Origin of the sequence: Pseudomonas sp. L13 (genome assembly GCF_009935965.1) — a bacterium.
In the GTDB taxonomy this organism is placed as follows: domain Bacteria; phylum Pseudomonadota; class Gammaproteobacteria; order Pseudomonadales; family Pseudomonadaceae; genus Aquipseudomonas; species Aquipseudomonas lactis.
The window spans coordinates 1-22268 of sequence record NZ_QODJ01000032.1 but is presented as its reverse complement, the minus strand read 5'-3'; the positions used below and the strand labels follow the sequence as shown (position 1 = coordinate 22268).

Here is a 22268-nt window from a genome sequence, read left to right as displayed (position 1 = left end):
CCTGTGATTTGCTGTACCACCGGATGACCTTGCATAAGGTCCGCCGCAGATGTCTGTACTAGCCTTATGAGTTCTCTTCAGTTTTTTCATGACGCTGTGATCGTGTCGTAACGGCGATTTTTTTGTGCTGCTCGCTTCGGCGGCCAGCGCTTTTTTGATGTGGGGGCGTTTCCTTGGCAGTCAGTAATCTGGATATGCACGCGTTATTCGTGCTGGGTGATTTGCGCGCTAAGTTGGTCAAGCAGTTTCAATCTCGGTTTGTCTACATCACTGAACAGACGCCGGAAGGTATTTATATCGCCGAGATCGATACCGAAACGGCGCTGGTCGTGGATGACAAGCCACGTCTGGAACTCAAAGTGGGCGACCATTTTCGCGCCTCGGTGTTGCCCAGCCGCGAGGGTGGCAAGTTCGAATTGAGGTTTCGCGACATCAAGTTGACCGTGTACGGCCTCGGCGACTATGCCTTTGTGTCATCGAACGAAGGCCAGGGTATTGTGTTCAAGGAAGGCCACAGCGTGATGCTGGTATTCGCCGCCCATGAGCAATTGCAAGAAGGGTTGACCAAAACCCTGAAGGCCGTGACGGGCAAAGCCGCCAAATGGCGCAAGGGTGAGCTGGTGACCTTCAAGGCCAGCGAGTAGGCGCTGAACGCGTTGTGCCTCTTTGTCTTTTGGAACCTCTACTACAGTTGAGTTGACTTAACTATTCAGAGGCTTCGCGCATTCGCAGCAAAGCCGTTCGCCATGACTGCGAAAACGCGAGGTGCAAAGGCATGAAAGGATTGAAGTCACTGCTGGCAGCGGGCCTGACGACCCTGAGTCTGTCATTGCCGGTATCGGCTGCCCAGGCACCGGTGCATTTTGCCGACCTGAACTGGGAAAGCGGCAGCCTGATCACAGAAGTCCTGCGTTTTATCGTCGAGAAGGGTTATGACCTGCCCACCGACACCTTGCCGGGCACCACCATCACCCTGGAAACCGCCCTGGCCAAGAATGATATCCAGGTGATCGGCGAGGAGTGGGCCGGCCGCAGCCCGGTGTGGGTCAAGGCGCAAGCCGAAGGCAAGGTGGCGGGCCTGGGCGATATCGTCAAAGGCGCCACCGAAGGGTGGTGGGTGCCGGAATACGTGGTCAAGGGTGACCCGTCAAAAGGGCTCAAACCCCTGGCACCGGACCTCAAAAGCGTACAGGACCTGGCGCGTTACAAGGACGTGTTCAAAGACCCTGAATCCCCAGGCAAGGGGCGCTTTCTCAACAGCCCCATCGGCTGGACCTCCGAAGTGGTCAACAAACAGAAGCTCAAGGCTTATGGCCTGGACGACAGCTACGTGAACTTCCGCAGCGGGTCGGGCGCAGCGCTGGATGCGGAGATTGCCTCGTCGATTCGCCGGGGCAAGCCCGTGCTGTTCTACTACTGGTCGCCGACGCCGTTGATGGGGCGCTACAAATTGATCCAGTTGGAAGAACCGCCATTTGACGCAGACGCGTGGAAGACCCTGACTGACGCGGACAACCCGAACCCGAAGCCGACGCGCTCGTTGGCGTCCAAGTTGAGCATTGGCGTATCGACGCCGTTCCAGCAGGAACACCCTCAGATTGCCCAGTTTTTCGAGAAGGTCGAGTTTCCCATCGAGCCGCTTAACAAAGCCTTGGCGGCGATGAGCGAGCGTCACACGCCTCCTAGGGAAGTGGCCCAGGCGTTTCTCAAGGAACATCCACAGGTGTGGAAGGCCTGGTTGACGCAAGAGGTGGCGCAGAAGGTCGAGGCGAGCCTCAACTAAGCGCCAGCCTTTATCCAGTGAAGATCAAAATGTGGGAGCTGGCTTGCCTGCGATGACTGAGTGTCAGACAACCTGTTTTTATGCTGACCCACCGCTATCGCAGGCAAGCCAGCTCCCACATTTGATTGTGTTTGAGCTTTAAAACTTGGTCTGTACAGCCAGCTCAAAGGTCCTCGGTGACCCCAGATAATACGCCGGCGACACATGGGCAAACTCGGCATACACCTTGTTGGTCAGGTTACGCACCCGCCCGGTGACCGAGGTGTTCGCATCCAGCTTATAGCGCAGGAACGTGCCGAACAGCGTGTACGCTGGCACGGTCTGGGTGTTGGCATTGTCTGCATACACCTGGGCGACGTAGCGCGCATCCACGCCACCTTGCCAATCCTCGGCAAAGTCATAGGTCAGCCATAGGTTGCCCACGCGCTTGGGCACGTTGGTCGGCGTGTTGCCCTTGCGCGACACCACGGCGCCGCTGGCGGTTTTTTCGTTGAACTCATCATACTGCGCGTCCACCCAGGCAAAGTTGCCTTCGGCCAATAGCTTCGGTGTGATACGCAACGAGCTGGCCAGTTCAATACCCTTGGACGACTGCGCGCCCACGGGGATGCTGTTGGTCGGGTCCAACGGGTCGGTGACGGCAAAGTCCTTGCGTTCGATCTTGTAGGCGGCGACCGTGGCGGAACCGCGGCCTTCCAGATAATCGAACTTGCTGCCGATTTCCCATTGCTTGCCGGTGGACACGTCGAACACTTGGGTAGTGGTATTGGGTTGTTCGACGGCGGTGCTGTATTGCACGTAGACATTGGCTGAGGGGGTGAATTGATAGGTCAGGCCTACACGCCCCGTCACTGGTTCCCAACTGCGCTTGAAGTGCCGAGGCTTGGTGGCGGTGATGGTGCGGTGGTTGGTCACGTCCAGGTCGATGGCGTCGTAACGCAGGCCGGTCAGCAGCGAGAGCTTATCGGTCAGTCCCAGGCGGTTTTCCACGAACAGTGCCTTGGTGGTTACCTGGTTGGTCGTGTCCTTGACAAAACCCGGCTTGGTGTCGGGAATATCATAGAAGTGCCCCGGGTTGTAGTTGTTTGGGTCAACCGTACTGTCACCCGCTACCCTAAGCGGGTGGCCGGTGGTGCTATTGACCTTGTACTCAAAACCGCCCGACCAGGTGGTGGCAAGGCCAAACACGCTGGTGTCATGGCGCAGTTCGAATTGGTTGCCGTTCTGCTCGCCCTGATGCCGCACCTGATAGGCCGTCGAGCGGTTCACCGCGCTGTTGTCGGCGTTGTACTGGTAGGTCTCCAGGTTGCGGTAGTCGCGCTGGCTGTCGAGGTGGTAGAGGGTATTTTTCAGCGTGGTGCTGTCGTTGATCCGGTAGTCGATGATCGAGCGTGCCCAGATAGTGCGTTGCTCATAACGGCCGTCCGCGACGTTGTAGTTATTGAAGCGGTTGTGCTTGTCGATCTTCAGCTCACCGGCCTTGGGATTGAGCACCGGCGTGCCCCAATACGGGCTGTCTTCATGTTCGTCCTGATACTCCAGCGCCAGGGTGTGTGACAGATTCGGGGTGAGGTCGCTGAGCAGGGAAAACGCCACGCTCCAGGCATCGCGCTGGTCGCGGTCGATGTAGCTGTGATTGGTGTTGCGGCTCACATCCAGGCGGGCGTAATGCTGCACCTCGGCGCCGGGTTCGGTCAGCGCATGGTTGAGGCCGAACGCCATACCGGCAGTGTCGTAGCTGCCATAGCTCAGTTGGCCTTCGACGGCCTGTTCCTCGCGGGTCGCCAGCTTGGTCACGTAGTTCAGCGAGCCACCCACTGAGCCTGCGCCGTTGATCAAGGAGGAGGGGCCGCCCACCAGTTCGACGCGGTCGTAGATCCACGCATCCACCGGCCGTGCCAGGCCGGTGGCGACATTGATGCCGTTGAACATCTGGGTGATCTGGCTGCTGGTAAACCCTCGGTACGAGACAAAGCCGCCAAACCCGGGCGGCGCGCTGGCGTTGACGCCGGGCAGGGTATTGGCCGCATCACGGAAGGTCTTGGCGCCGTGGCGCTCGATATCGTTGCGGTTGGCGATGGCCACCGACGCCGGGGTTTCCCGCACGCTCAGGCCCAGGCGCGAGGCCATGCCGCTGGATTGGTCCAGGGCCAGGCCTGGCTCGGCACTTTGCTCGCCATCAATGGTGGTCGGCGCCAGCTCAAGGGCTGAGGCGCAGAGAGGCAGGCAGCCGAACAGGCCCGCCAACAGGGGTAAATGTTTCATGGTTGAATCCTGAAAACTTGGCTCGAAAACAACGCACAGCTACCCGTAGTCCTTACGGCAACGGGGCAATGCAGATCAGAAAGCGCAGGGATCAGGCGAAAGCAGGTGGCGCGCGCGGATTAGCCGCAGGCCAGGTGAAGCGGGCAGGAATGTCAGCAGCAAGCACCACCGCAGCAGGCGGCGCATGGGGTTGTGGCAGCACCGCCACGTTCAGGTGGGAATTGAGCGCCGGGCCCATGCCGCCGGTAGAACACAGCGGGCAACCAAACGCCTTCGACAGCGTGGGCAGGTTCTCGTCCGTCGAGTTGCTGGGCAGCGGCGCCTGGGTGCGTGGGTCGACCGTGCAGAACTGGCCGCTGATGCCGTTGAGCTGCATCCCCACCATCTGCCCGTGACCAATGCTGCAGGCGAACACATTGAACAGGACGCAGCAATAGAGCATCCAGGCAATGAGTGAACGGTCGGCACGGGCGAGTTTCATGGGGCGGCACTTTATCATCAGCGACCGACGAAATGCCTGCAAAAAATCTCAGGGCGACTATCCTCATTCGCACATTTTTGTGGAGCGCCGACCATGAGCTTTGTCATTGCGCGGTGGATCGTCGGGGTATTTACCTTCATCAGCATGGTGCATTTGTATTGGGCTGCGGGTGGCAAGCTCGGCAGCCTGGCCGCTATCCCGCAACTGCCCGGAGAGTTTGCCAGCGGGCCCAGGCCGGCGTTCAAACCGTCGGCGCTGGGTACTTTCCTGGTGGCGATGGGGCTGGTGGCGATTGCCCTGCTGGTGTGCCTGCGCGCCGGGCTGTATTTCTCGCCGGTGTCCCATGGGGCGTTGCAGTGGGGCATCAGTGCGATTGCCGTGCTGATGTTTGCCCGGGCGATCGGGGATTCGGAGCTGGTGGGGTTTTTCAAGAAGGTCGGCGGGTCGAGGTTTGCTCGCCTGGATACGTATTTCTATTCGCCGTTGTGCCTGGTGTTGGGCGCCGGCTTGTTGGTAGTCGCCTGGACCTGAGCCCACCCATACCTGGCTGACACCGCGCAATCCAAATGTGGGAGCTGGCTTGCCTGCGATGCATGCACCTCGGTCTATCAGCCAAACCAGGGTGATCCCTTCGCAGGCAAGCCAGCTCCCACCTTCAGCCGCGTTCGACGGGTAACCCCGAGCGCCACCAAGCCTCGCTTGCCGCCATTTGATTCACCTCCAAGTATTTCCCAGACAAAACACACCCACCGGTTTTATAGCGCTTGACCTTCCCAGTATGGCAAGCCGGATAAAAACCCAAGTGTCGATTTGTCTTGAAAATTCCAAGGAGGGTGAACGATGTACACCAAACCAGTAAGCCTGATTGCCGGGGCGTTGGCCGTAGCGTTAACGCTGGGCGGATGCTCGGACAAGGCGCCGCCAGCCGCAGCCGCCCAACCACCTGGCGTGCCGGTGGCCCAGGTGGTGGCGCGTGCGGTAACGCCGTTTGTGGAATACACCGGTTCGTTGACCGCCATCGACCAGGTTCAATTGCGCCCGCGAGTCAGTGGCTATCTGCAAAGTGTCAGCGTGCCCGAAGGCCAGTTCGTGGCCAAGGGCAGCCCGTTGTTTTTGATCGATCCGCGCATGTTTCAGGCGGCAGTTAACGCCGCCACGGCGCGTTTGCGCGAGGCGCAGGCCAATGCATCACTGGCCCAGGCCGAGCATGGCCGCGCCGAGCAGTTGTACGCCAAAAAAGTGGTAGCACGTGATCGCCTCGACACTGCCATTGCCTCGTTGAACGCCGGCAGGGCGCAGGTGGAAGCTGCCAAGGCGGCACTGGATACGGCCCAACTGGACCTGAGTTACACCCGCGTCACCGCGCCTATCAGCGGGCGCATCGACCGCGCATTGGTGACTGAAGGCAACTATGTCACCCGTGGGGAAACACCCCTGACCACAATTGTCTCCATCGACCCCTTGCATGTGTACTTTGATGTGGATGAACGCACCTACCTGCATTCGCTGGCAGCGACGCGGCAGCACGCGGGGTCCAAGGGCGAACAAGCCGCCAAGGTCATGGTGGCGATGCTCAACGATACGACCTATGCACGGGCCGGGCGCGTGGACTTTCTGGCCAACTCGGCCGACCGCAAGACCGGCACAGTGCGCGTGCGTGCGGTGGTGGAGAACCCGGATGGCCGCTTGACGCCGGGGCTGTTTGCCAAGGTCAAGCTGGACACCGGCGCTGCGCAACCCCGGGTGTTGATTGCCGACCATTCCATCGGCACCGACCAGGGCCGCCGTTATGTACTGGTCGTCGGTGAAGGTGACAAGACCGAATACCGCCCGGTCGAACTGGGCCCGGTGGTCGACGGCCTGCGGGTCATCGAACAGGGCCTGCAACCGGGCGAGCGCATTGTCGTCAAAGGCCTGGTGCGCCCCGGCATGCAGGTGACACCACTGGCCGCCAGCATCGAGGGCAAGCCGCTTGAGGCGCCGCTGGCGGTGGGGGGCGTGCAATGAGCTTCCCACGCTTTTTCATTGACCGGCCGATCTTCGCCATCGTCCTATCGGTGTTGATGATGATCGGCGGCATCGTGGCCTTCTTCCATTTGCCGTTGAGCGAATACCCGGCCGTCACGCCGCCCACGGTGCAAGTGACTGCGTCGTATCCGGGGGCCAACCCGCAGGTGATTGCCGAGACAGTGGCAGCGCCGCTGGAGCAGGTGATCACCGGGGTCGAGGGCATGCTTTACATGACCTCGCAGTCGGCCACCGATGGCCGCATGATCCTGACCGCGACCTTCGCCCAGGGCACCAACGCGGACATGGCCCAGATCCAGGTGCAGAACCGTGTGTCGCGGGCTTTGCCGCGCTTGCCCGAAGAGGTGCAGCGCCTGGGCGTGGTCACGCAAAAGACCTCGCCGGACATCCTCATGGTGGTCCACCTGCTGTCCCCCGACCAGCGTTACGACCCGCTCTACATCTCCAACTACGCCTACCTGCAGGTGCGCGACGAACTGTCGCGCCTGCCGGGGATCAACGATGTGCTGGTGTGGGGCGCGGGTGAATACAGCATGCGCCTGTGGCTCGACCCAGACCTGATCGCCGCCCGTGGCTTGACCGCCGGCGATGTGATTGGCGCCGTGCGCGAGCAGAACGTGCAAGTGGCGGCGGGCTCGGTCGGCCAGTCGCCGGATTCGAGTGCGGCCTTTCAGGTCACGGTCAATACCCTGGGGCGCTTGACGGATGAAGAGCAGTTTGGCGACATCATCATTCGCACCGGCGATAACGGCCAGGTCACGCGCTTGCGCGATGTGGCCCGTATCGAGATGGGCGCCGATGCCTACGCGCTGCGCAGCCTGTTGGACGGCGAGCCTGCGGTGGCCTTGCAAATTATCCAGAGCCCGGGGGCGAACGCGCTGGATGTGGCGCAGTCAGTGCGCGATACCATGCAGCGCCTGCAAACCAAGTTCCCCGAGGGGCTGGTGTCGCGGATTGCTTATGACCCCACCGTGTTTGTGCGCGCTTCGCTGGAGTCGGTGGCCATCACGCTGATGGAAGCGATCCTGCTGGTGGTGATCGTGGTGGTGGTGTTCCTGCGCAACTGGCGCGCGTCGCTGATCCCCTTGATGGCCGTGCCGGTGTCGATCATCGGCACCTTCGCGGTCATGCACCTGATGGGCTTCTCCCTCAACACCTTGTCGCTGTTCGGCCTGGTGCTGTCGATTGGCATCGTGGTCGACGATGCCATCGTGGTGGTCGAGAACGTCGAGCGGCATATCGAGAACGGCGAGGAGCCGATGCAGGCTGCGCGAAGGGCCATGGGCGAGGTCACCGGCCCTATCATTGCAATCACCTCAGTGTTGGCGGCCGTGTTCATTCCCACTGCGTTTCTCAGTGGCCTGCAAGGCGAGTTCTATCGGCAATTTGCGCTGACCATCGCGATTTCCACGATCCTCTCGGCGGTCAACTCGTTGACCCTCAGCCCAGCGCTGGCCGGTCTGTTGCTGCGGCCCCGGCATACCGCCGTGGCGCCCGACCCGCGCAGCCTGAGGGGGCGCGCCACGCGGCTGCTTGAGGTGCTGGGCCGGCCGTTCCAGCGTGCGCCGCAAGCCTATGGCAATACCGTGCGCAAGGTCGTTGGCCGTCGCGGCGTGGCGCTGTTGGCCTACGGCGGCTTGCTTGCGTTGACCTGGTTTGGCTTCAACGCGGTACCGGCCGGCTTCGTGCCGATGCAAGACAAGTACTACCTGGTCGGCATCGCCCAACTGCCCAACGCGGCCTCGTTGGAGCGTACCGATGCGGTGGTGCGGCAAATGTCGAAAATCGCCCTGGATGAACCGGGGGTCGAGAGTGTGGTGGCGTTCCCGGGGCTGTCGGTCAACGGTTTCGTCAACGTCCCGAATGCGGCGGTGATGTTCGTGATGCTTGATCCGTTCAAAGAACGCACCTCGCCAGATATGGCAGCGGTCGCTATCGCCGGGCGCCTGCAAGCCAAGTTTGCGAGCATCCCCGACGGCTTCCTCGGCGTGTTCCCACCGCCGCCGGTACCGGGGCTCGGGGTGACTGGGGGCTTCAAACTGCAGGTGGAGGACCGTGGCGGCGTCGGCCTTGAGGCGTTGGTGCAGCAGACCCAGGTGCTGATGACCAAAGCCACCGAGTCAGGCCAGGTGGCCGGGTTGATGACCAGCCTGGACGTCAACGCGCCGCAACTGAATGTCGACATCGACCGCACCCAGGTCAAGAGCCAGGGCGTGCGCCTGGCGGATGTGTTCGAGTCGCTGCAGGTCTACCTGGGGTCGCTGTATGTCAACGACTTCAACCGGTTTGGCCGCACCTACAAAGTCACGGCACAGGCCGATGCAGACCACCGCATGCAGGCCGAAGCCATCGGCCGTCTGCAGGTGCGCAACGCCGCTGGGGACATGCTGCCGTTGTCAGCGTTCGTCACGGTCACGCCGAGCTCCGGGCCTGACCGGGTGATTCACTACAACGGCTATCCGTCGGCGGATATCTCTGGCGGCGCAATGCCAGGGGTCAGCTCGGGGCAGGCGGTTGCGCTTATGGAACGCTTGGCCCAGGAGGTACTGCCCGAGGGCGTGACCTATGAATGGACAGACCTGACCTACCAGCAAAAACTTGCCGGGTCATCGGCGCTGTTTATTTTCCCGCTGTGTGTGTTGCTGGCGTATTTGATCCTCGCCGCGCAGTACAACAGTTGGCTGCTGCCGTTGGCGGTGTTGCTGATCGTGCCCATGTGCCTGCTCAGCGCAATCCTCGGCGTGTGGCTGGTGGATGGCGACAACAACGTGTTCGTGCAGATCGGGTTGGTGGTGTTGGTGGGCCTGGCGGCGAAGAACGCCATCCTGATCGTCGAGTTTGCCCGCAGCCTCGAAGCTGAAGGCGCCAGCCCCTTGGAAGCGGTGATCCATGCGTGTCAATTGCGCCTGCGTCCGATCCTGATGACGTCCCTGGCGTTTATTGCCGGCGTGGTGCCGCTGGTGTTTGCCAGTGGGGCAGGCGCCGAGATGCGCCATGCCATGGGGGTTGCGGTGTTTGCCGGGATGTTGGGCGTGACGCTGTTCGGTCTGTTCCTCACGCCGGTGTTCTATGTGGTGATGCGCAGCCTGGCGCTGCGCGTGCAGCGCCAGGGGGCGAGCCCGAAGGTGCAGCTAAAGGAGAGCGCATCATGAAACAGGCGTATCCAGCTTTTCTGTTGTCGTTGACCCTGCTGGCCGGTTGCGGTTCGGTAGGGCCGGACTATTCCGCGCCGGTGCTGCCCGCTGCGCAACGGGCGACGAGCTTTGGCGCGCCCATCGCCGGGCTTGGTCCGGGCGAGGTGGAGGTGCAGTGGTGGCAGGTGTTCGATGAGCCCGCACTGAGCCAATTGATCCAGCAGGCACTGGCGGCCAACCACGACATCGGCATCGCCGCCGCACGCCTGGACGAAGCCAAGGCGCTGCTGCGTGAAAGCCGCCAAGGCTTTCTGCCCAGCGGCGGCGCCGCCCTGGGCTACGAGCACCGCAAGCGCAGCGAGGTAGAGACCCCGTTCGGCGAGCAGCGCTCCATTGAAACCACCCGCGCGGCGGTGGATGCGGCCTGGGAAATCGACTTGTTTGGCCGCGTGCGTCGCTCGGTGGAGGCGGCCCAGGCCCAGGCGGGGTCGCGTCAGGCGTTATTGCGCAACGTGCAAGCGAGCGTCGCGGCGACTGTCGCGGCGACTTGGTTTGACCTGCAAGGCATCGAAGCCGAACAGGCCGTGGTTGCGGATATCAGCCAGAGCCAGCGCGACAGCCTGGGCCTGGTGGGGCAGATGGTCAGCGTCGGCGCCGCCACCGAATTCGACCGGCTGCGCGCCGAGGCCTTGTTGCGCAATGTGGAAGCGGTAGCGCCTGACCTGGAGCGACGTCGCGCCAGGGCAACCAATGCGCTGGCGGTGCTGCTGGGGCAAGCGCCTCAAGGGTTCAAGCCACCGCAGGCCCGGCCTGGGCGTGAAACCTTGAACCTGCGCACGCTGCAGGTGGGAGACCCGGCCGGCTTGCTGGCGCGCCGCGCCGATATTGCCGCGGCCGAACGCACGCTGGCGGCCGCGACCGCGCAGATCGGCGTGGAAACCGCTGGCTTGTATCCGGACATTCAGGTGCAGGGCTCCATCGGTTTGCTGGCCGGAAGCCTCAGCGCCCTGGGCGATGCGGGCATGCAGTCGAACTTTATCGCGCCGGTGATTCGCTGGTCGCTGCTGGACACCGGCCGCATGCGCGCGCGGATTGCCGCCAGCGAGGCGCGCACCCAGGCGGCCTTGATTGCTTATGACCAGACCGTGTTGCGGGCCCTGCAGGAAACCGATGATGCGTTCCAGGCCAACCGCACGGCCGGCAACACCCTGGGCTTGCGGCTGCTGGAGGCGGCGGCCAATCGTGAGGCCGCCAACTTTGCGCGTGAGCGGTTTGCGCAAGGCGAGGGCGTGTACCTGGATGTGCTTGAGGCCGAACGTGCCGACTTTACCAGCCGCCGCGCGTTGACCGCGGCGCGCACGGAACAGCGCTTGGCGGTGGTGGGGATCTATAAGGCGCTGGGGGGCGGCTGGGAGATCTGCGAGCGGGCGGGGCAGGCGTGTAGCGGGGCTGCTGCTGTGTTGCGGTAACGGCTAGGTATCACACAGCGATCATACGACGGTGGGCCTGTGTGAGGGGGCTTGCTCGCGAAGGCGGTATGTCAGTGACAGAATCTTTAACTGAACCACCGCTTTCGCAGGCAAGCCAGCTCCCACATTGGCCATGCATCGCCCACAAAATCTGCGCCTGGCACAGACCTTGTGTGCGCCCAATGTCAGCCTGACCGCCGAACAGCATGTTGGATCAGGCCGCCTATACATCAGTCTCACTACCCCGTTGCGTAGTTCCTCGATTATTGGTTACGTGTGACTCGCCACACAGTATTGGCCAAGTCGTCAGCAATGATCAGCGCGCCTTTGGGGTCCACGGTCACCCCAACCGGGCGGCCACGGGTTTTGCCGTCGTCGCCGCGAAAGCCGGTGGCAAAGTCGATGGGCTCGCCCGCCGGTTTGCCGTTGCTGAACGGTACGAAGATGACTTTGTAGCCCACTGGGTTGTCACGGTTCCAACTGCCGTGCTCGCCGACAAACACGCCGTCAGCGAATTTTTCACCCAGGGCGGGGATGGAGAAATCCACGCCCAGCGCGGCCACGTGGGAGCCCAGGCTGTAATCGGGCTTGATCGCCGCAGCCACCTTGGCCGGGTTCTGCGGTTGTGCGCGCGGGTCGACGTTCTGGCCCCAGTAGCTGTAGGGCCAGCCGTAGAAGGCACCTTCGCGCACCGAGGTCAGGTAGTCCGGCACCAGGTCGGGGCCCAGTTCATCGCGCTCGTTGACCACCGTCCACAGTTGCCCGGAGCCCGGTTGGATGGTCAGCGCCGTCGGATTGCGCAGGCCCGTAGCGTAGGGCTTATGCGCGCCGGTGGCGGCATCGATCTGCCAGACCATTGCGCGGTCGATCTCCACTTCCATGCCGCGTTCGGTGATGTTGCTGTTGGAACCGATGCCCACATACAGCTGACGCCCGTCCTCACTCACGGCCAACGACTTGGTCCAGTGATGGTTGATCTGCGCCGGCAGGTCGGTGACTTTGACGGGCGGCGCGCTGGCCTTGGTCTGGCCGTCGGCGTAGTCAAAACGCACCAGTGCATCCTGGTTGGCCACATACAGCTTGCCGTCGGCGAATGCCAGGCCGTAAGGGGCGTTGAGGTTATCGGCGAATACCGTCTTGAGTTCATAGGTGCCGTCACCGTCAGCGTCACGCAGCAGCGTAAGGCGGTTGCCGCCTTTGACCTGGGTGTTGCCCTGGGCCTTGATCACACTGGCGATCACGTCCTTGGGCTTGAGCTTGGCCGCGCTGCCGCCACGGCCTTCGGCCACCAGGATATCGCCGTTGGGCAGTACCAGGGTCTGGCGCGGGATCGCCAGGTCAGTGGCAATGGCGGTCACGCTGTAGCCTTCGGGCACCTTGGGCTTTTGATCGCCCCACGGCGTAGGCTCGGCAATCTTCATGCTCGGCAACAGGCTGCTTTGTTGCTCGGGCAGTTTGGGGTCAGGGCCGCGCGCCTGGATCTTGTCACCTTCGCCGCCACAGGCACTCAGCAACAGGGCGGCGCTGAGCAGGGTCAGTGTGTTGAGTGGTTTCATCGGGCAGCTCCTGAGCGCAAGTTGGTCAAGCCGATCCAGGTGGCAACAATCGCCAGCACGGTGACGATCGCCGACAGCACCAAGCCGGTGGGCATCATGGCGTAGGCATCCTTGGCATGCTGGAAGGCGTTCACCAGTCCAAGCACCCAAGTGCCCAGCAACAACAGGAAGTACGCCACCGGGCGCCCGCCCTTGTGTTCGGCGCGTACCAGGTTGACCAGCGCAAACAGCAGGGCAAAACCACAGAACACCAAGGCTCCTGCGATCAGCCAGGAGGCGAAATTGGCCCATTGAATCTGGTAGGTCTGGCCGTAGGCGATATCACTGAGCAAGGCTCCGAGAAACAACGGCACGGTGCCGGCAAGCAAAGTTCCGTGCAACGGCCCGGGCCTGACGACGGGGTAAGTGGGGAGGGTAGTCATGGTGGTGGCGGCTCCTTATCGTTCTGCACCCTGGACTCAGGGTGCGCTGACTTCGCATAGGAAAGGAGCATGGCACTTGTAAGAAAGTTCACTGGGAGGGCGTGTCGAGGTGTGTTTCGATCCGGCGTTCTCCTGCATATGCATGGGTATCTACACAATGTTGACCTGTGGCGAGGGAGCTTGCTCCCGTGACGGCCTGACAGCCGACGGCTATCTACCTGACCCCCCACGATCCCAATGTGGGAGCTGGCTTGCCTGCGAAGGCGGCCTGACAGTCAACACAGTTGGACTGTGTACATATCCATTCCTTCGGTAACGGCCACTTAGGGTTCCGCCCTGACGGCGGCTCACTTTCGAAAAGCCGGAATGCCGGCCCAGGCGAAAGTAAGCAAAGCGCTCTTGCCCCACCACTCGGCACCTCGCTTAGGCTCGGTGTGCCCGTAATCCGCCAGTGATTTGGGGGGCCGCCGCCACGCGCCATCCATGGCGCGGGGCGGCTAAACCGGCATACCCCCCAAATCCCTGTCGAATTCCGGCCAGCGTGGTTTGACGGGGCGCCTAAGATCAAAAGCAGATCAAGAGCGGCTCGCTTCGCATCGTGGTTAGCGTCTGCTGCTACAGCCCACAAAGTTATGTAGATACCTATGCCTGCATCTGTTTACCACAGCGGCTAGATGACTCATCCTTCCTGGCCCGACATGAGGAATCGCGTTATGCCCACTCTGCATCTGCTCTGCGGCAAGATCGCATCCGGTAAGTCCACACTCGCCAAAACCCTGGCTGCCGAGCATGGGGCCATTGTGCTCAGCGAAGACCGCCTGCACGCGCGCAACGCCCGGGGTGACCACGATTTTGCCGCCACCGATGCCGAGTTCGACCTGATCACTCGCCATTTCAGTGTGCCGAGTGAAGAGGAAGGTCTGGTGATTGAGGTGCACCGCCCGTGAACACCCAAAAACCTGCAGGCATTGATGCCGACGGCTATATCCTCAACGTCTCCGATGGGCCTATACAACCCGAGTTCCAGCCCCTGCTGGCGGACATCTGCGCCACCCTGTCCCAGCCTGCGCTGGGGCTGCACGGGATTTACCTGTATGGCAGCATCGCACGGGGTGAAGGTGAGATCGGCGTTTCTGATCTTGACCTTTCCCTGATACTGGTCGAACCACCGGATGCGCCCGTGCTTGAACAATTGGAGTCGGCCCGGCTCGCCTTGGAGCAACGGCATCCCCAAGTCACCAAGATCGACTTCGACATCGGCCACTGCGCCCAAGTGTTGGCGCCCGAAAACCGAAACGGTTGGGGCTTTTGGCTCAAACATCATTGTCGCTGTATCTGGGGTGAAGACCTGTCACTGCACTTCGAACCGTTTCGCCCGTCCCGCGCCATCGCCCTGGCGGTCAACGGCGATTTTGAACAGGTGCTTACGGCGTATCTGGTGCGCATCGAACAAGCCAGCACTGAACGCACACGCTATCGCCTGCAGCGGGAAGCATCGCGGGCCTTGATCCGCGCTACCCACACCCTGCGAGCGGAAGATGCGCAAAACTGGCCGCAAACCCTGGAAGACTACGTCGGGCTGTTCGTTCAGTATTACCCGACCATGCGCGTGCAAATCGCCTACTTCCTGTTTGAGGCACGCAACCCGAGCGCCGAGGGCGAGGCATTTACGACACGCCTGCGGGCGTTTTTGAGCTGGATGAATTCGGCAGTCATAGAAAGGAATCAATCTGATGCGTGAACGCAAAGCCGCACGATTACTGGTCATAAACCCTGCACAGCAAGTGTTGCTGTTTCGCTTCGTGCACAAAGAAGGCGCCTTGGCCGGCCAGGATTACTGGGCCACGCCGGGCGGTGGCGTTGAGGCCGGGGAGACCTTTCACAGCGCCGCGATTCGTGAGTTGCGCGAAGAGACCGGGATCACGGTGAGCAGCGTCGGGGAATGTGTAGCAGAGCGCAACGTGACCTTGATGCTACCCTGCGGCGAAACGGTGCTGGCGGTTGAGCGGTATTTCGTGGTGCATGCGCCCAGCGAGGCGTTATCCAGGGCCGAGTGGACGGAGCAGGAGGCGCAGGTGATGGCGGACCATCGCTGGTGGTCGGCACAGGCGCTGCGCGCAACGAGCGATACGGTATGGCCGCAGGCGTTGCCGCAAATGCTGGAGGATGCCGGGGTGTTTTAGGCGCTCCTAGCGGGGAAAGAATCGCTGGGGCCTGCAAGCGGCCAGGGCGGGGCAGGCCCTGTCATCCATGATCTCCTCACTGGCCAGCCGCCCGACGATGGCCGCCAGCGTTACCCCAGGATGCATCGCGCAGACATACACACTGCTCAGGCCTGGCAACTCGCCAATGATGGGAATGCCATCTGCCGGTATGGGCCTGAGCCCGACGCAGGCCAATTGTGGCTCGATAGACGTGACCCCTTCGAGCTCATCGGCAATGGCGCGGGCGGTGCGCTGGGCAATGGCGGCCGGTTGGTTGTGCGGGGCATCGCTCAGGTAGTCTTCCGCCGCCAGCCAGGTGCCTTCGGCACTTTCGCGCACCTCCATTGCCGCATTGGAAATAAGCGTGCGAACAATGCCGGACGGGGCGCTGTAGCGGATAAAGATCGCGGGGGAGGCGTCAATCGGCAAAGGAAAACCCAGCAGCTTCGTTAGCGCTGGGGTGCCCGTTCCGGCTGCGAGCACCACTACGTCAGCATTGATGACGCCTAGGCGGGTTTCAACGCCGGTGACCTGTGAGCCCTGAGTCTTGAAACCCAGCACCGGCGTATGCGTCAGCAGCTTGGCGCCGTGGGCCTGGGCCCCCGTTATTAACGCCTGGGTGGTGTGTACCGCATCCAACGCGCCTTCTTCGGCTTTGAACTGCGCGTGCTCGGGCGGGTTTTTCAACTGCGGTTCAAGTTCGCGAATACGCTCGCGGGTGACCCGTAAAGCCATCGCCGGTTGGGTGTTCGTGCCGTAACACAGGGCGCCTGTCCAACGAACGTTCACGCTGGGCAGTTCCTGTTCCAAGCGATGATATTCGTGGATAGTTGCACCGCGCAAAGAGGCAATGGGGTCAGGCGCGTCGTGGGTGGTGTTGAGCCAGGCGAATGACGTGGCCGTGACCCCGGACGCAACGTCGCCAGCATCGACCACCGTCACATTCGCGCCCTTGCTGGCCAGGTGGTAGGCCAGTGAAGCTCCCACGATACCGGCGCCAATGACCACAATACGTTTGCCCTGAGTCATATCTGTCTTCCTTGTCAGTGATTGCCCAGGATTTCCCCGGTGTTAAACACCCTGGCATAGTCCATCGCCAAATTACTGAGCGACAGCGCGTGTACATCTTCAGCAGCCCACAGCCGCCCCGACAAGTCGGTTTGATCGAAGGTAAAACACGCATCCGCCGCCACGATCACGTCGAACCCCAGGTTGCCTCCCGAGCGTGCGGTGGATTCCACTGAATTGTTGGTGATGACGCCGACGATCACCAACTGTTGGATCGAGCGCAGGTGCAGCCAGCGCTCCAGGCCCGTGGCGCTGAATGCATCCGGTACGTTTTTTTCCACCACATGCTCGTGGGCCAGGGGGTGCAGCGCATCCTGGAACTCACAGCCGGGCTGGCCTGGCCGGAACACCGAAGCGCCAGAGCGGGAAATATGCCGCACATGGATGATGGGCCGTTGCGCCTGGCGCCAGGCGTTGAGCAATTGCTGTATGCGCAGCTCGGCGTCTGGGTTGTTGCGTCGCCCAAGGGTGGGATCGGCCATGCCTTTTTGCATATCGATGATCAACAGTGCGGCGTTCGTCGCTATCGGTTTCATGGCCTGTCCTGGCAGAGGTGAACATTATCTAACTGGCGCAACGCGGCCCACAGGTTGGACGTTAGCACCGATCGGCAGCCGATACGCAAAACCCTGAGACTTCCCGGCGAAACGCTTCATAATGGCGGCCAATTTGTTTAGCTCGTTATTCTGGTGTGCCCGCATGGAAATTAAGGTCAACTTTCTCGACAACCTTCGGCTTGAAGCCAAGTTCGATGACTTCACGGTCATTGCCGACCAGCCCATCCGCTACAAGGGCGATGGTTCGGCACCGGGGCCATTCGACTACTTCCTGGCTTCGTCGGCGTTGTGTGCGGCGTATTTTGTGAAGTTGTACTGCCAGACGCGCAATATTCCCACCGAGAATATTCGCCTGTCGCAGAACAACATCGTCGACCCGGAAAACCGCTACAACCAGATTTTCAAGATCCAGGTCGAATTGCCCGCAGACATTTCCGACAAGGACCGCCAGGGCATTCTGCGTTCCATCGACCGTTGCACCGTGAAGAAAGTGGTGCAGGCCGGGCCGGAATTCGTGATTGAGGAAGTCGACAACCTCGACGCCGATGCCCAGGCGCTGTTGATGCCCAACGCCACGTCCGCAGCGGGCACGTACATTGCCGGCAAGGACCTGCCACTGGAGCAGACCATCGCCAACATGTCGGCGATTCTCGCCGGCCTGGGCATGAAGATCGAGATCGCGTCGTGGCGCAATATCGTGCCCAACGTGTGGTCGCTGCATATCCGCGATGCGCATTCGCCGATGTGCTTTACCAACGGCAAGGGCGCGACAAAAGAGGGCGCGCTGGCGTCGGCGCTGGGCGAGTTCATCGAACGTCTGAACTGCAACTTCTTCTACAACGACCAGTTCTGGGGCGAGGACCTGGCCAACGCGCCGTTCGTGCATTACCCGGACGAGCGTTGGTTCCAGCCGGGCCCCAACGATGAGCTGCCGAGTGAAATCCTCGATGCCTATTGCCTGAAAGTCTACAACCGCGAGGGCGAGCTGCGCGGTTCGCACCTGTTCGACACCAACTCCGGCAACGAGGCCCGGGGCATTGTCTCGCTACCGTTCGTGCGTCAGTCCGATGGTGAGGTGGTGTATTTCCCGTCCAACCTGATCGAAAACCTCTACCTGAGCAACGGCATGAGCGCGGGCAACACCTTGGCCGAAGCCCAGGTGCAGTGCCTGTCGGAGATTTTCGAGCGGGCGGTGAAGCGCGAAATCATCGAAGGCGAATTTGCCCTGCCGGACGTACCCGCCGACGTGCTGGCCAAGTACCCGGGCATCCTGGCGGGCATCGAAGGCCTGGAAGCCCAGGGCTTTCCGGTGCTGGTCAAGGATGCGTCCCTGGGCGGTGAATTCCCGGTGATGTGCGTGACCTTGATGAACCCGCGTACCGGCGGCGTGTTCGCTTCGTTCGGCGCGCACCCCAGCCTGGAAGTGGCGCTGGAACGCAGCCTCACCGAGCTGCTGCAAGGCCGCAGCTTCGAAGGCTTGAACGACCTGCCGCAGCCGACCTTCGAAGGTCAGGCGGTCACCGAGCCGAACAACTTCGTCGAGCACTTTATCGATTCCAGCGGCGTAGTGTCGTGGCGCTTCTTCAGTGCTCAGTCCGATTATGAATTCGTCGAGTGGGACTTCTCCGGCCAGGGCGAAGACTCCAACGCCCAGGAAGCCGCCACGCTGTTCGGCATCCTCGAAGGCATGGGCAAAGAGTCGTACATGGCGGTGTATGAGCACCTGGGCGCTACCGCCTGCCGGATCCTGGTGCCGGATTACTCGGAAATCTACCCGGTGGACGACCTGATCTGGGACAACACCAACAAGGCGCTGTTTTTCCGCGAAGACATCCTCAACCTGCACCGCCTCAACGAGGAAGAGTTGCAGGCGTTGGTCGAGCGCCTGATAGAAAGCGAGCTGGACGACTACACCGATATCACCACGTTGATTGGCATTGAGTTCGATGACAACACGGCGTGGGGCCAACTGACCATCCTGGAGCTCAAGCTGCTGATCTTCCTGGCCTTGCAGCAGTATGAAGAGGCCAAGGAGTGCGTGGAGATGTTCCTGCAGTACAACGACAACACGGTTGAGCGTGGGTTGTTCTACCAGGCGATGAACGCGGTGCTGGAGATGGAGTTGGATGACGACTTGGAACTGGCTGACTACGAGGCCAACTTCCGTCGTATGTTCGGTAATGAGCGCATGGACGCGGTGATTGGTTCGGTCGAGGGCAGCGTGCGCTTTTACGGGCTGACGCCGACCAGCATGAAGCTGGAAGGCCTGGACCGGCATTTGCGCTTGATCGATAGCTACAAGAAGCTGCATGCAGCGCGGGCCAACATCACCCAAGGCTGATACAAATTCGTTGTGGGACCGGGCTTGTGTGGGAGCTGGCTTGCCTGCGATAGCATCACTGCGGTGTAACAGACACACCGAGGTGTCTGCATCGCAGGCAAGCCAGCTCCCACATAAGGCCATCCTGAAAAGTTGAGTTAGATGTGGCCCAAGGCCTGCGCCAGGTCGGCGCGCAAATCCTCCACATCTTCAACCCCCACCGACAGCCGCACCAGCCCGTCGCCAATCCCCAATTGCGCGCGCGTCGCCGCCGGGATGCTGGCATGGGTCATGATTGCCGGGTGTTCGATCAGGCTTTCCACGCCTCCCAGGCTTTCGGCCAGGGCGAAGATCTTCACGTTTTCCAGAAAGCGTGTCGCGCCGGCGAGGTCGCTGTTCAAGTCCACTGAAATCATCCCGCCAAACCCGCGCATCTGCTGTTTCGCCAGGTCGTGCTGTGGGTGGGACTCCAAGCCCGGGTAGTGAACCCGTGACACTTGCGGCTGTTGTTCCAGCCAAGTGGCCAGGTCCAGGGCATTGCTGCAATGGCGCTCCATGCGCAGCGCCAGGGTTTTTACCCCGCGCAGGGTCAGGAAGGCATCGAACGGCCCGGCGATGGCGCCAATGGAGTTTTGCAGGAAGCCCAGGCGTTCGGCCAATTCAGCGTTGTCGCCAACCACAGCGATACCACCGATCACATCAGAATGCCCGTTGAGGTATTTGGTGGTGGAATGCACCACGATGTCGAAGCCCAGCTCCAGCGGGCGCTGGATCCAGGGGCTGGCAAAGGTGTTGTCGGCCACGCAGATAATCCCGCGAGCACGGCAGATGCGGGCCACGGCGCGCAGGTCGGTCAGGCTCAGCAGCGGGTTGCTTGGGGTTTCGACCCAGACCATGCGCGTGTCGTCCTGCAATGACGCTTCAAAGGCCGACAAGTCGCTGAGGTCGACATAGCTGAAGCGGTGCCCGGCACTGCGCTGGCGCACCTTGTCGAACAGCCGGAAGGTGCCGCCGTACAGGTCATTGCCCGAGACGATATGCGCGCCGGCATCCAGCAGCTCCAACACAGTGGAGATCGCCGCCAGCCCCGAGGCAAACGCAAACGCCTGGCTGCCGCCTTCAAGGTCGGCCACGCAGCGCTCCAGGGCAAAGCGAGTGGGGTTGTGGGAGCGACCATAGTCAAAGCCCTTGTGCACGCCGGGGCTGTCTTGCAGGTAGGTGGAGTTGGCGTAGATCGGCGGCATCAGCGCGCCCGTGGTCGGGTCGGGTGACTGCCCGGCGTGGATCACACGGGTGGCAAACGCGCTTTTATCGGGCTGGCTCATGCAAGGGATCTCCGTAGGTGGTTAAGCAGGTCGACGCGGGTGATCAGGCCGTGAAAGCCTGAGGCGTCGGCAATGATGGCGACCAAGCCGCGATCCAGCTCGGCCTGCAGTTCGGCCAGGCTGGCGCTGGGGGCCAGGGTGTGCAGGGTGTTGGTCATGGCGCTGGCGACGGTCATGGAAAAATCCGCGGCGTCGTGGTGCAGGCCCAGCAGGATGTCGGACTCGTCGATCACGCCCACCAGGGTCTGGCCATCGACCAGCACCGGCAGTTGCGACACGTCCGCCAGGCGCATGCGCTGGAAGGCGGTGAGCAGGGTGTCGTCGGGGCTCACGCTGATCACCCGGCCGTCTTCGAAGCGGCGTGCGATCAGGTCGCGCAGGTCGCCGTAGTGCTTGTACTGCAGCAGGCCGGCGTCGTTCATCCACTGGTCGTTGTAAACCTTGGACAGATAGCGCGTACCGGTGTCGCAGACAAAGGTCACCACGCGCTTGGGCTCGGTTTGCTCGCGGCAGTAGCGCAGGGCAGCGGCGAGCAGGGTGCCGGTGGATGAGCCGCCGAGGATGCCTTCGGCCTTGAGCAATTGGCGGGCGTGATCGAAGCTGTCTGCATCGCTGATGGAGTAGGCGTGGCGCACGCTGGACAGGTCGGCGATCGAGGGGATGAAGTCCTCGCCAATGCCTTCCACCGCCCAGGAACCAGGGGTTTCCAACTTGCCGCTGCGGCTGTATTCGGCCATCACCGAACCGACCGGGTCGGCCAGCACCATGGCCAGTTCGGGTTGCACGCGCTTGAAGAAACGCGTCAAACCGGTGAGGGTGCCGGCCGAGCCAACGCCCACCACAATCGCGTCCACATCGTGCTGGGTCTGCGCCCAGATCTCCGGCGCGGTGCTGGTCTCGTGGGCCAAGGGGTTGGCCGGGTTATTGAACTGGTCGGCGAAGAACGAGCCTGGAATATCCTTGGCCAAACGTGCTGCCACGTCCTGGTAATACTCGGGGTGGCCCTTGCCCACATCGGAACGGGTGATATGCACCTCGGCGCCCATGGCCTTGAGGTGCAGCACCTTTTCCGTGGACATCTTGTCGGGCACCACCAACACCACCCGGTAACCCTTGGCCCGGCCCACCAGCGCCAGGCCCAGGCCGGTATTGCCGGCGGTGGCTTCAATGATGGTACCGCCAGGGCGCAAACGACCGTCGCGCTCAGCGGCGTCGATCATCGCCAGGCCGATGCGATCCTTGATGGAACCGCCGGGGTTTTGCGATTCAAGCTTGAGAAACAGCGTGCAGGGGCCGGTATCGAAGCGGCTGACCTTGACCAGCGGAGTGTTGCCGATCAGCTCAAGTACGGCAGGGCGTGAAGGCGTGGGCATGTCGTCTCCTGGTTACGGGATGGGCGTAGGGCGGGGGACAGCAAAAAGCGCAGTATGGCTTGGAACATAGGCCGGTATTGACGGTGCCGCAACCGGGCGTCCGTTGGATGACTTTTTTTGCCGCATGGGGGGAAGGCGCGCAATCAAACTGCGGGAGCGGGTTTGCTCGCGAAAGCGGCCTGAAAGCCAACGCTTATCTAGCTGACGCCCCGCGATCCAAATGTGGGAGCTGGCTTGCCTGCGAAGGCGGCCTGGCAGTCAACACAGTTGGATTGTGTACATA

Annotated in this window: 18 protein-coding genes; 10 read left to right on the top strand and 8 right to left on the bottom strand. The window is 61.9% G+C overall.

The genetic code is table 11. The features are described from left to right. Nucleotides 1-194: 194 nt before the first annotated feature. Both DK871_RS16865 and DK871_RS16860 read left to right on the top strand, forming a co-directional pair. Nucleotides 195-644 (top strand): hypothetical protein, encoded by a 450-nt coding sequence (locus DK871_RS16865; protein ID WP_044274081.1) that lies wholly within the window; start codon nucleotides 195-197, stop codon nucleotides 642-644. A 131-nt stretch (nucleotides 645-775) separates the two neighbouring features. After that, nucleotides 776-1783 carry an ABC transporter substrate-binding protein gene (locus DK871_RS16860; protein ID WP_161905881.1) on the top strand — a complete coding sequence of 336 codons (1008 nt, stop codon included), beginning with the start codon at nucleotides 776-778 and terminating at the stop codon, nucleotides 1781-1783. 138 nt (nucleotides 1784-1921) lie between these two features. On the opposite strand, the gene DK871_RS16855 is transcribed toward DK871_RS16860, so the two are convergent. Both DK871_RS16855 and DK871_RS16850 read right to left on the bottom strand, forming a co-directional pair. Further along, a complete protein-coding gene (locus DK871_RS16855; protein WP_161905879.1) occupies nucleotides 1922-4048 on the bottom strand; it encodes a TonB-dependent siderophore receptor in 2127 nt (708 codons plus the stop codon). A gap of 91 nt (nucleotides 4049-4139) precedes the next feature. Further along, nucleotides 4140-4529 carry a DUF2946 domain-containing protein gene (locus DK871_RS16850; protein ID WP_044274076.1) on the bottom strand — a complete coding sequence of 130 codons (390 nt, stop codon included), beginning with the start codon at nucleotides 4527-4529 and terminating at the stop codon, nucleotides 4140-4142. A 93-nt stretch (nucleotides 4530-4622) separates the two neighbouring features. Between DK871_RS16850 and DK871_RS16845 the strand changes: the two genes are divergently transcribed. The 4 genes from DK871_RS16845 to DK871_RS16830 all read left to right on the top strand — a co-directional run bounded on the left by DK871_RS16845 (nucleotide 4623) and on the right by DK871_RS16830 (nucleotide 11160). After that, nucleotides 4623-5060 (top strand): DUF3995 domain-containing protein, encoded by a 438-nt coding sequence (locus DK871_RS16845; protein WP_014718756.1) that lies wholly within the window; start codon nucleotides 4623-4625, stop codon nucleotides 5058-5060. Between the two features lie 309 nt (nucleotides 5061-5369). Further along, nucleotides 5370-6536 (top strand): efflux RND transporter periplasmic adaptor subunit, encoded by a 1167-nt coding sequence (locus DK871_RS16840; RefSeq protein WP_161905877.1) that lies wholly within the window; start codon nucleotides 5370-5372, stop codon nucleotides 6534-6536. Then, nucleotides 6533-9709, top strand: a complete 3177-nt coding sequence (locus tag DK871_RS16835) for an efflux RND transporter permease subunit (protein WP_161905875.1) — start codon at nucleotides 6533-6535, stop codon at nucleotides 9707-9709. The genes DK871_RS16840 and DK871_RS16835 overlap by 4 nt, the downstream gene beginning before the upstream one ends. After that, on the top strand, nucleotides 9706-11160 hold the full coding sequence (locus DK871_RS16830) for an efflux transporter outer membrane subunit (protein WP_161905873.1): 1455 nt from the start codon (nucleotides 9706-9708) through the stop codon (nucleotides 11158-11160). Before DK871_RS16835 ends, DK871_RS16830 begins: the two co-directional genes overlap by 4 nt. A 263-nt stretch (nucleotides 11161-11423) precedes the next feature. Here DK871_RS16830 and DK871_RS16825 read toward each other — a convergent pair whose 3' ends face one another. Next, complete coding sequence (locus DK871_RS16825; protein ID WP_161905872.1) at nucleotides 11424-12716, bottom strand: sorbosone dehydrogenase family protein; 1293 nt, start codon at nucleotides 12714-12716, stop codon at nucleotides 11424-11426. Next, nucleotides 12713-13138 carry a DUF2231 domain-containing protein gene (locus tag DK871_RS16820; protein ID WP_161905870.1) on the bottom strand — a complete coding sequence of 142 codons (426 nt, stop codon included), beginning with the start codon at nucleotides 13136-13138 and terminating at the stop codon, nucleotides 12713-12715. Before DK871_RS16820 ends, DK871_RS16825 begins: the two co-directional genes overlap by 4 nt. 713 nt (nucleotides 13139-13851) lie before the next feature. Here DK871_RS16820 and DK871_RS16815 point away from each other — a divergent pair. The 3 genes from DK871_RS16815 to DK871_RS16805 are packed head-to-tail and all read left to right on the top strand — an operon-like array spanning nucleotide 13852 to nucleotide 15321. Continuing rightward, on the top strand, nucleotides 13852-14085 hold the full coding sequence (locus tag DK871_RS16815) for an AAA family ATPase (protein WP_161905868.1): 234 nt from the start codon (nucleotides 13852-13854) through the stop codon (nucleotides 14083-14085). After that, nucleotides 14082-14879, top strand: a complete 798-nt coding sequence (locus tag DK871_RS16810) for a nucleotidyltransferase domain-containing protein (RefSeq protein ID WP_161905867.1) — start codon at nucleotides 14082-14084, stop codon at nucleotides 14877-14879. The genes DK871_RS16815 and DK871_RS16810 overlap by 4 nt, the downstream gene beginning before the upstream one ends. Then, nucleotides 14872-15321, top strand: coding sequence for an NUDIX hydrolase (locus DK871_RS16805; RefSeq protein ID WP_161905866.1), 450 nt, complete (start codon nucleotides 14872-14874; stop codon nucleotides 15319-15321). The genes DK871_RS16810 and DK871_RS16805 overlap by 8 nt, the downstream gene beginning before the upstream one ends. A gap of 6 nt (nucleotides 15322-15327) precedes the next feature. Here the strand turns inward: DK871_RS16805 and DK871_RS16800 are convergent, their stop codons facing one another. Then, nucleotides 15328-16371 carry an FAD-binding oxidoreductase gene (locus DK871_RS16800; protein ID WP_161905864.1) on the bottom strand — a complete coding sequence of 348 codons (1044 nt, stop codon included), beginning with the start codon at nucleotides 16369-16371 and terminating at the stop codon, nucleotides 15328-15330. A 14-nt stretch (nucleotides 16372-16385) separates the two neighbouring features. Then, a complete protein-coding gene (locus tag DK871_RS16795) occupies nucleotides 16386-16946 on the bottom strand; it encodes a cysteine hydrolase family protein (protein ID WP_161905862.1) in 561 nt (186 codons plus the stop codon). Nucleotides 16947-17109: 163 nt separating this feature from the next. Here DK871_RS16795 and DK871_RS16790 point away from each other — a divergent pair, with 163 nt between their 5' ends. Further along, nucleotides 17110-19308 (top strand): OsmC domain/YcaO domain-containing protein, encoded by a 2199-nt coding sequence (locus DK871_RS16790; RefSeq protein WP_161905860.1) that lies wholly within the window; start codon nucleotides 17110-17112, stop codon nucleotides 19306-19308. Nucleotides 19309-19445: 137 nt separating this feature from the next. On the opposite strand, the gene DK871_RS16785 is transcribed toward DK871_RS16790, so the two are convergent. Next, complete coding sequence (locus DK871_RS16785; protein WP_161905859.1) at nucleotides 19446-20612, bottom strand: cystathionine gamma-synthase; 1167 nt, start codon at nucleotides 20610-20612, stop codon at nucleotides 19446-19448. Further along, the gene (locus tag DK871_RS16780) at nucleotides 20609-21985 is read right to left on the bottom strand and encodes a cystathionine beta-synthase (RefSeq protein WP_161905857.1); all 1377 of its coding nucleotides are present in this window, start codon (nucleotides 21983-21985) and stop codon (nucleotides 20609-20611) included. The genes DK871_RS16785 and DK871_RS16780 overlap by 4 nt, the downstream gene beginning before the upstream one ends. Between the last annotated feature and the right edge of the window lie 283 nt (nucleotides 21986-22268).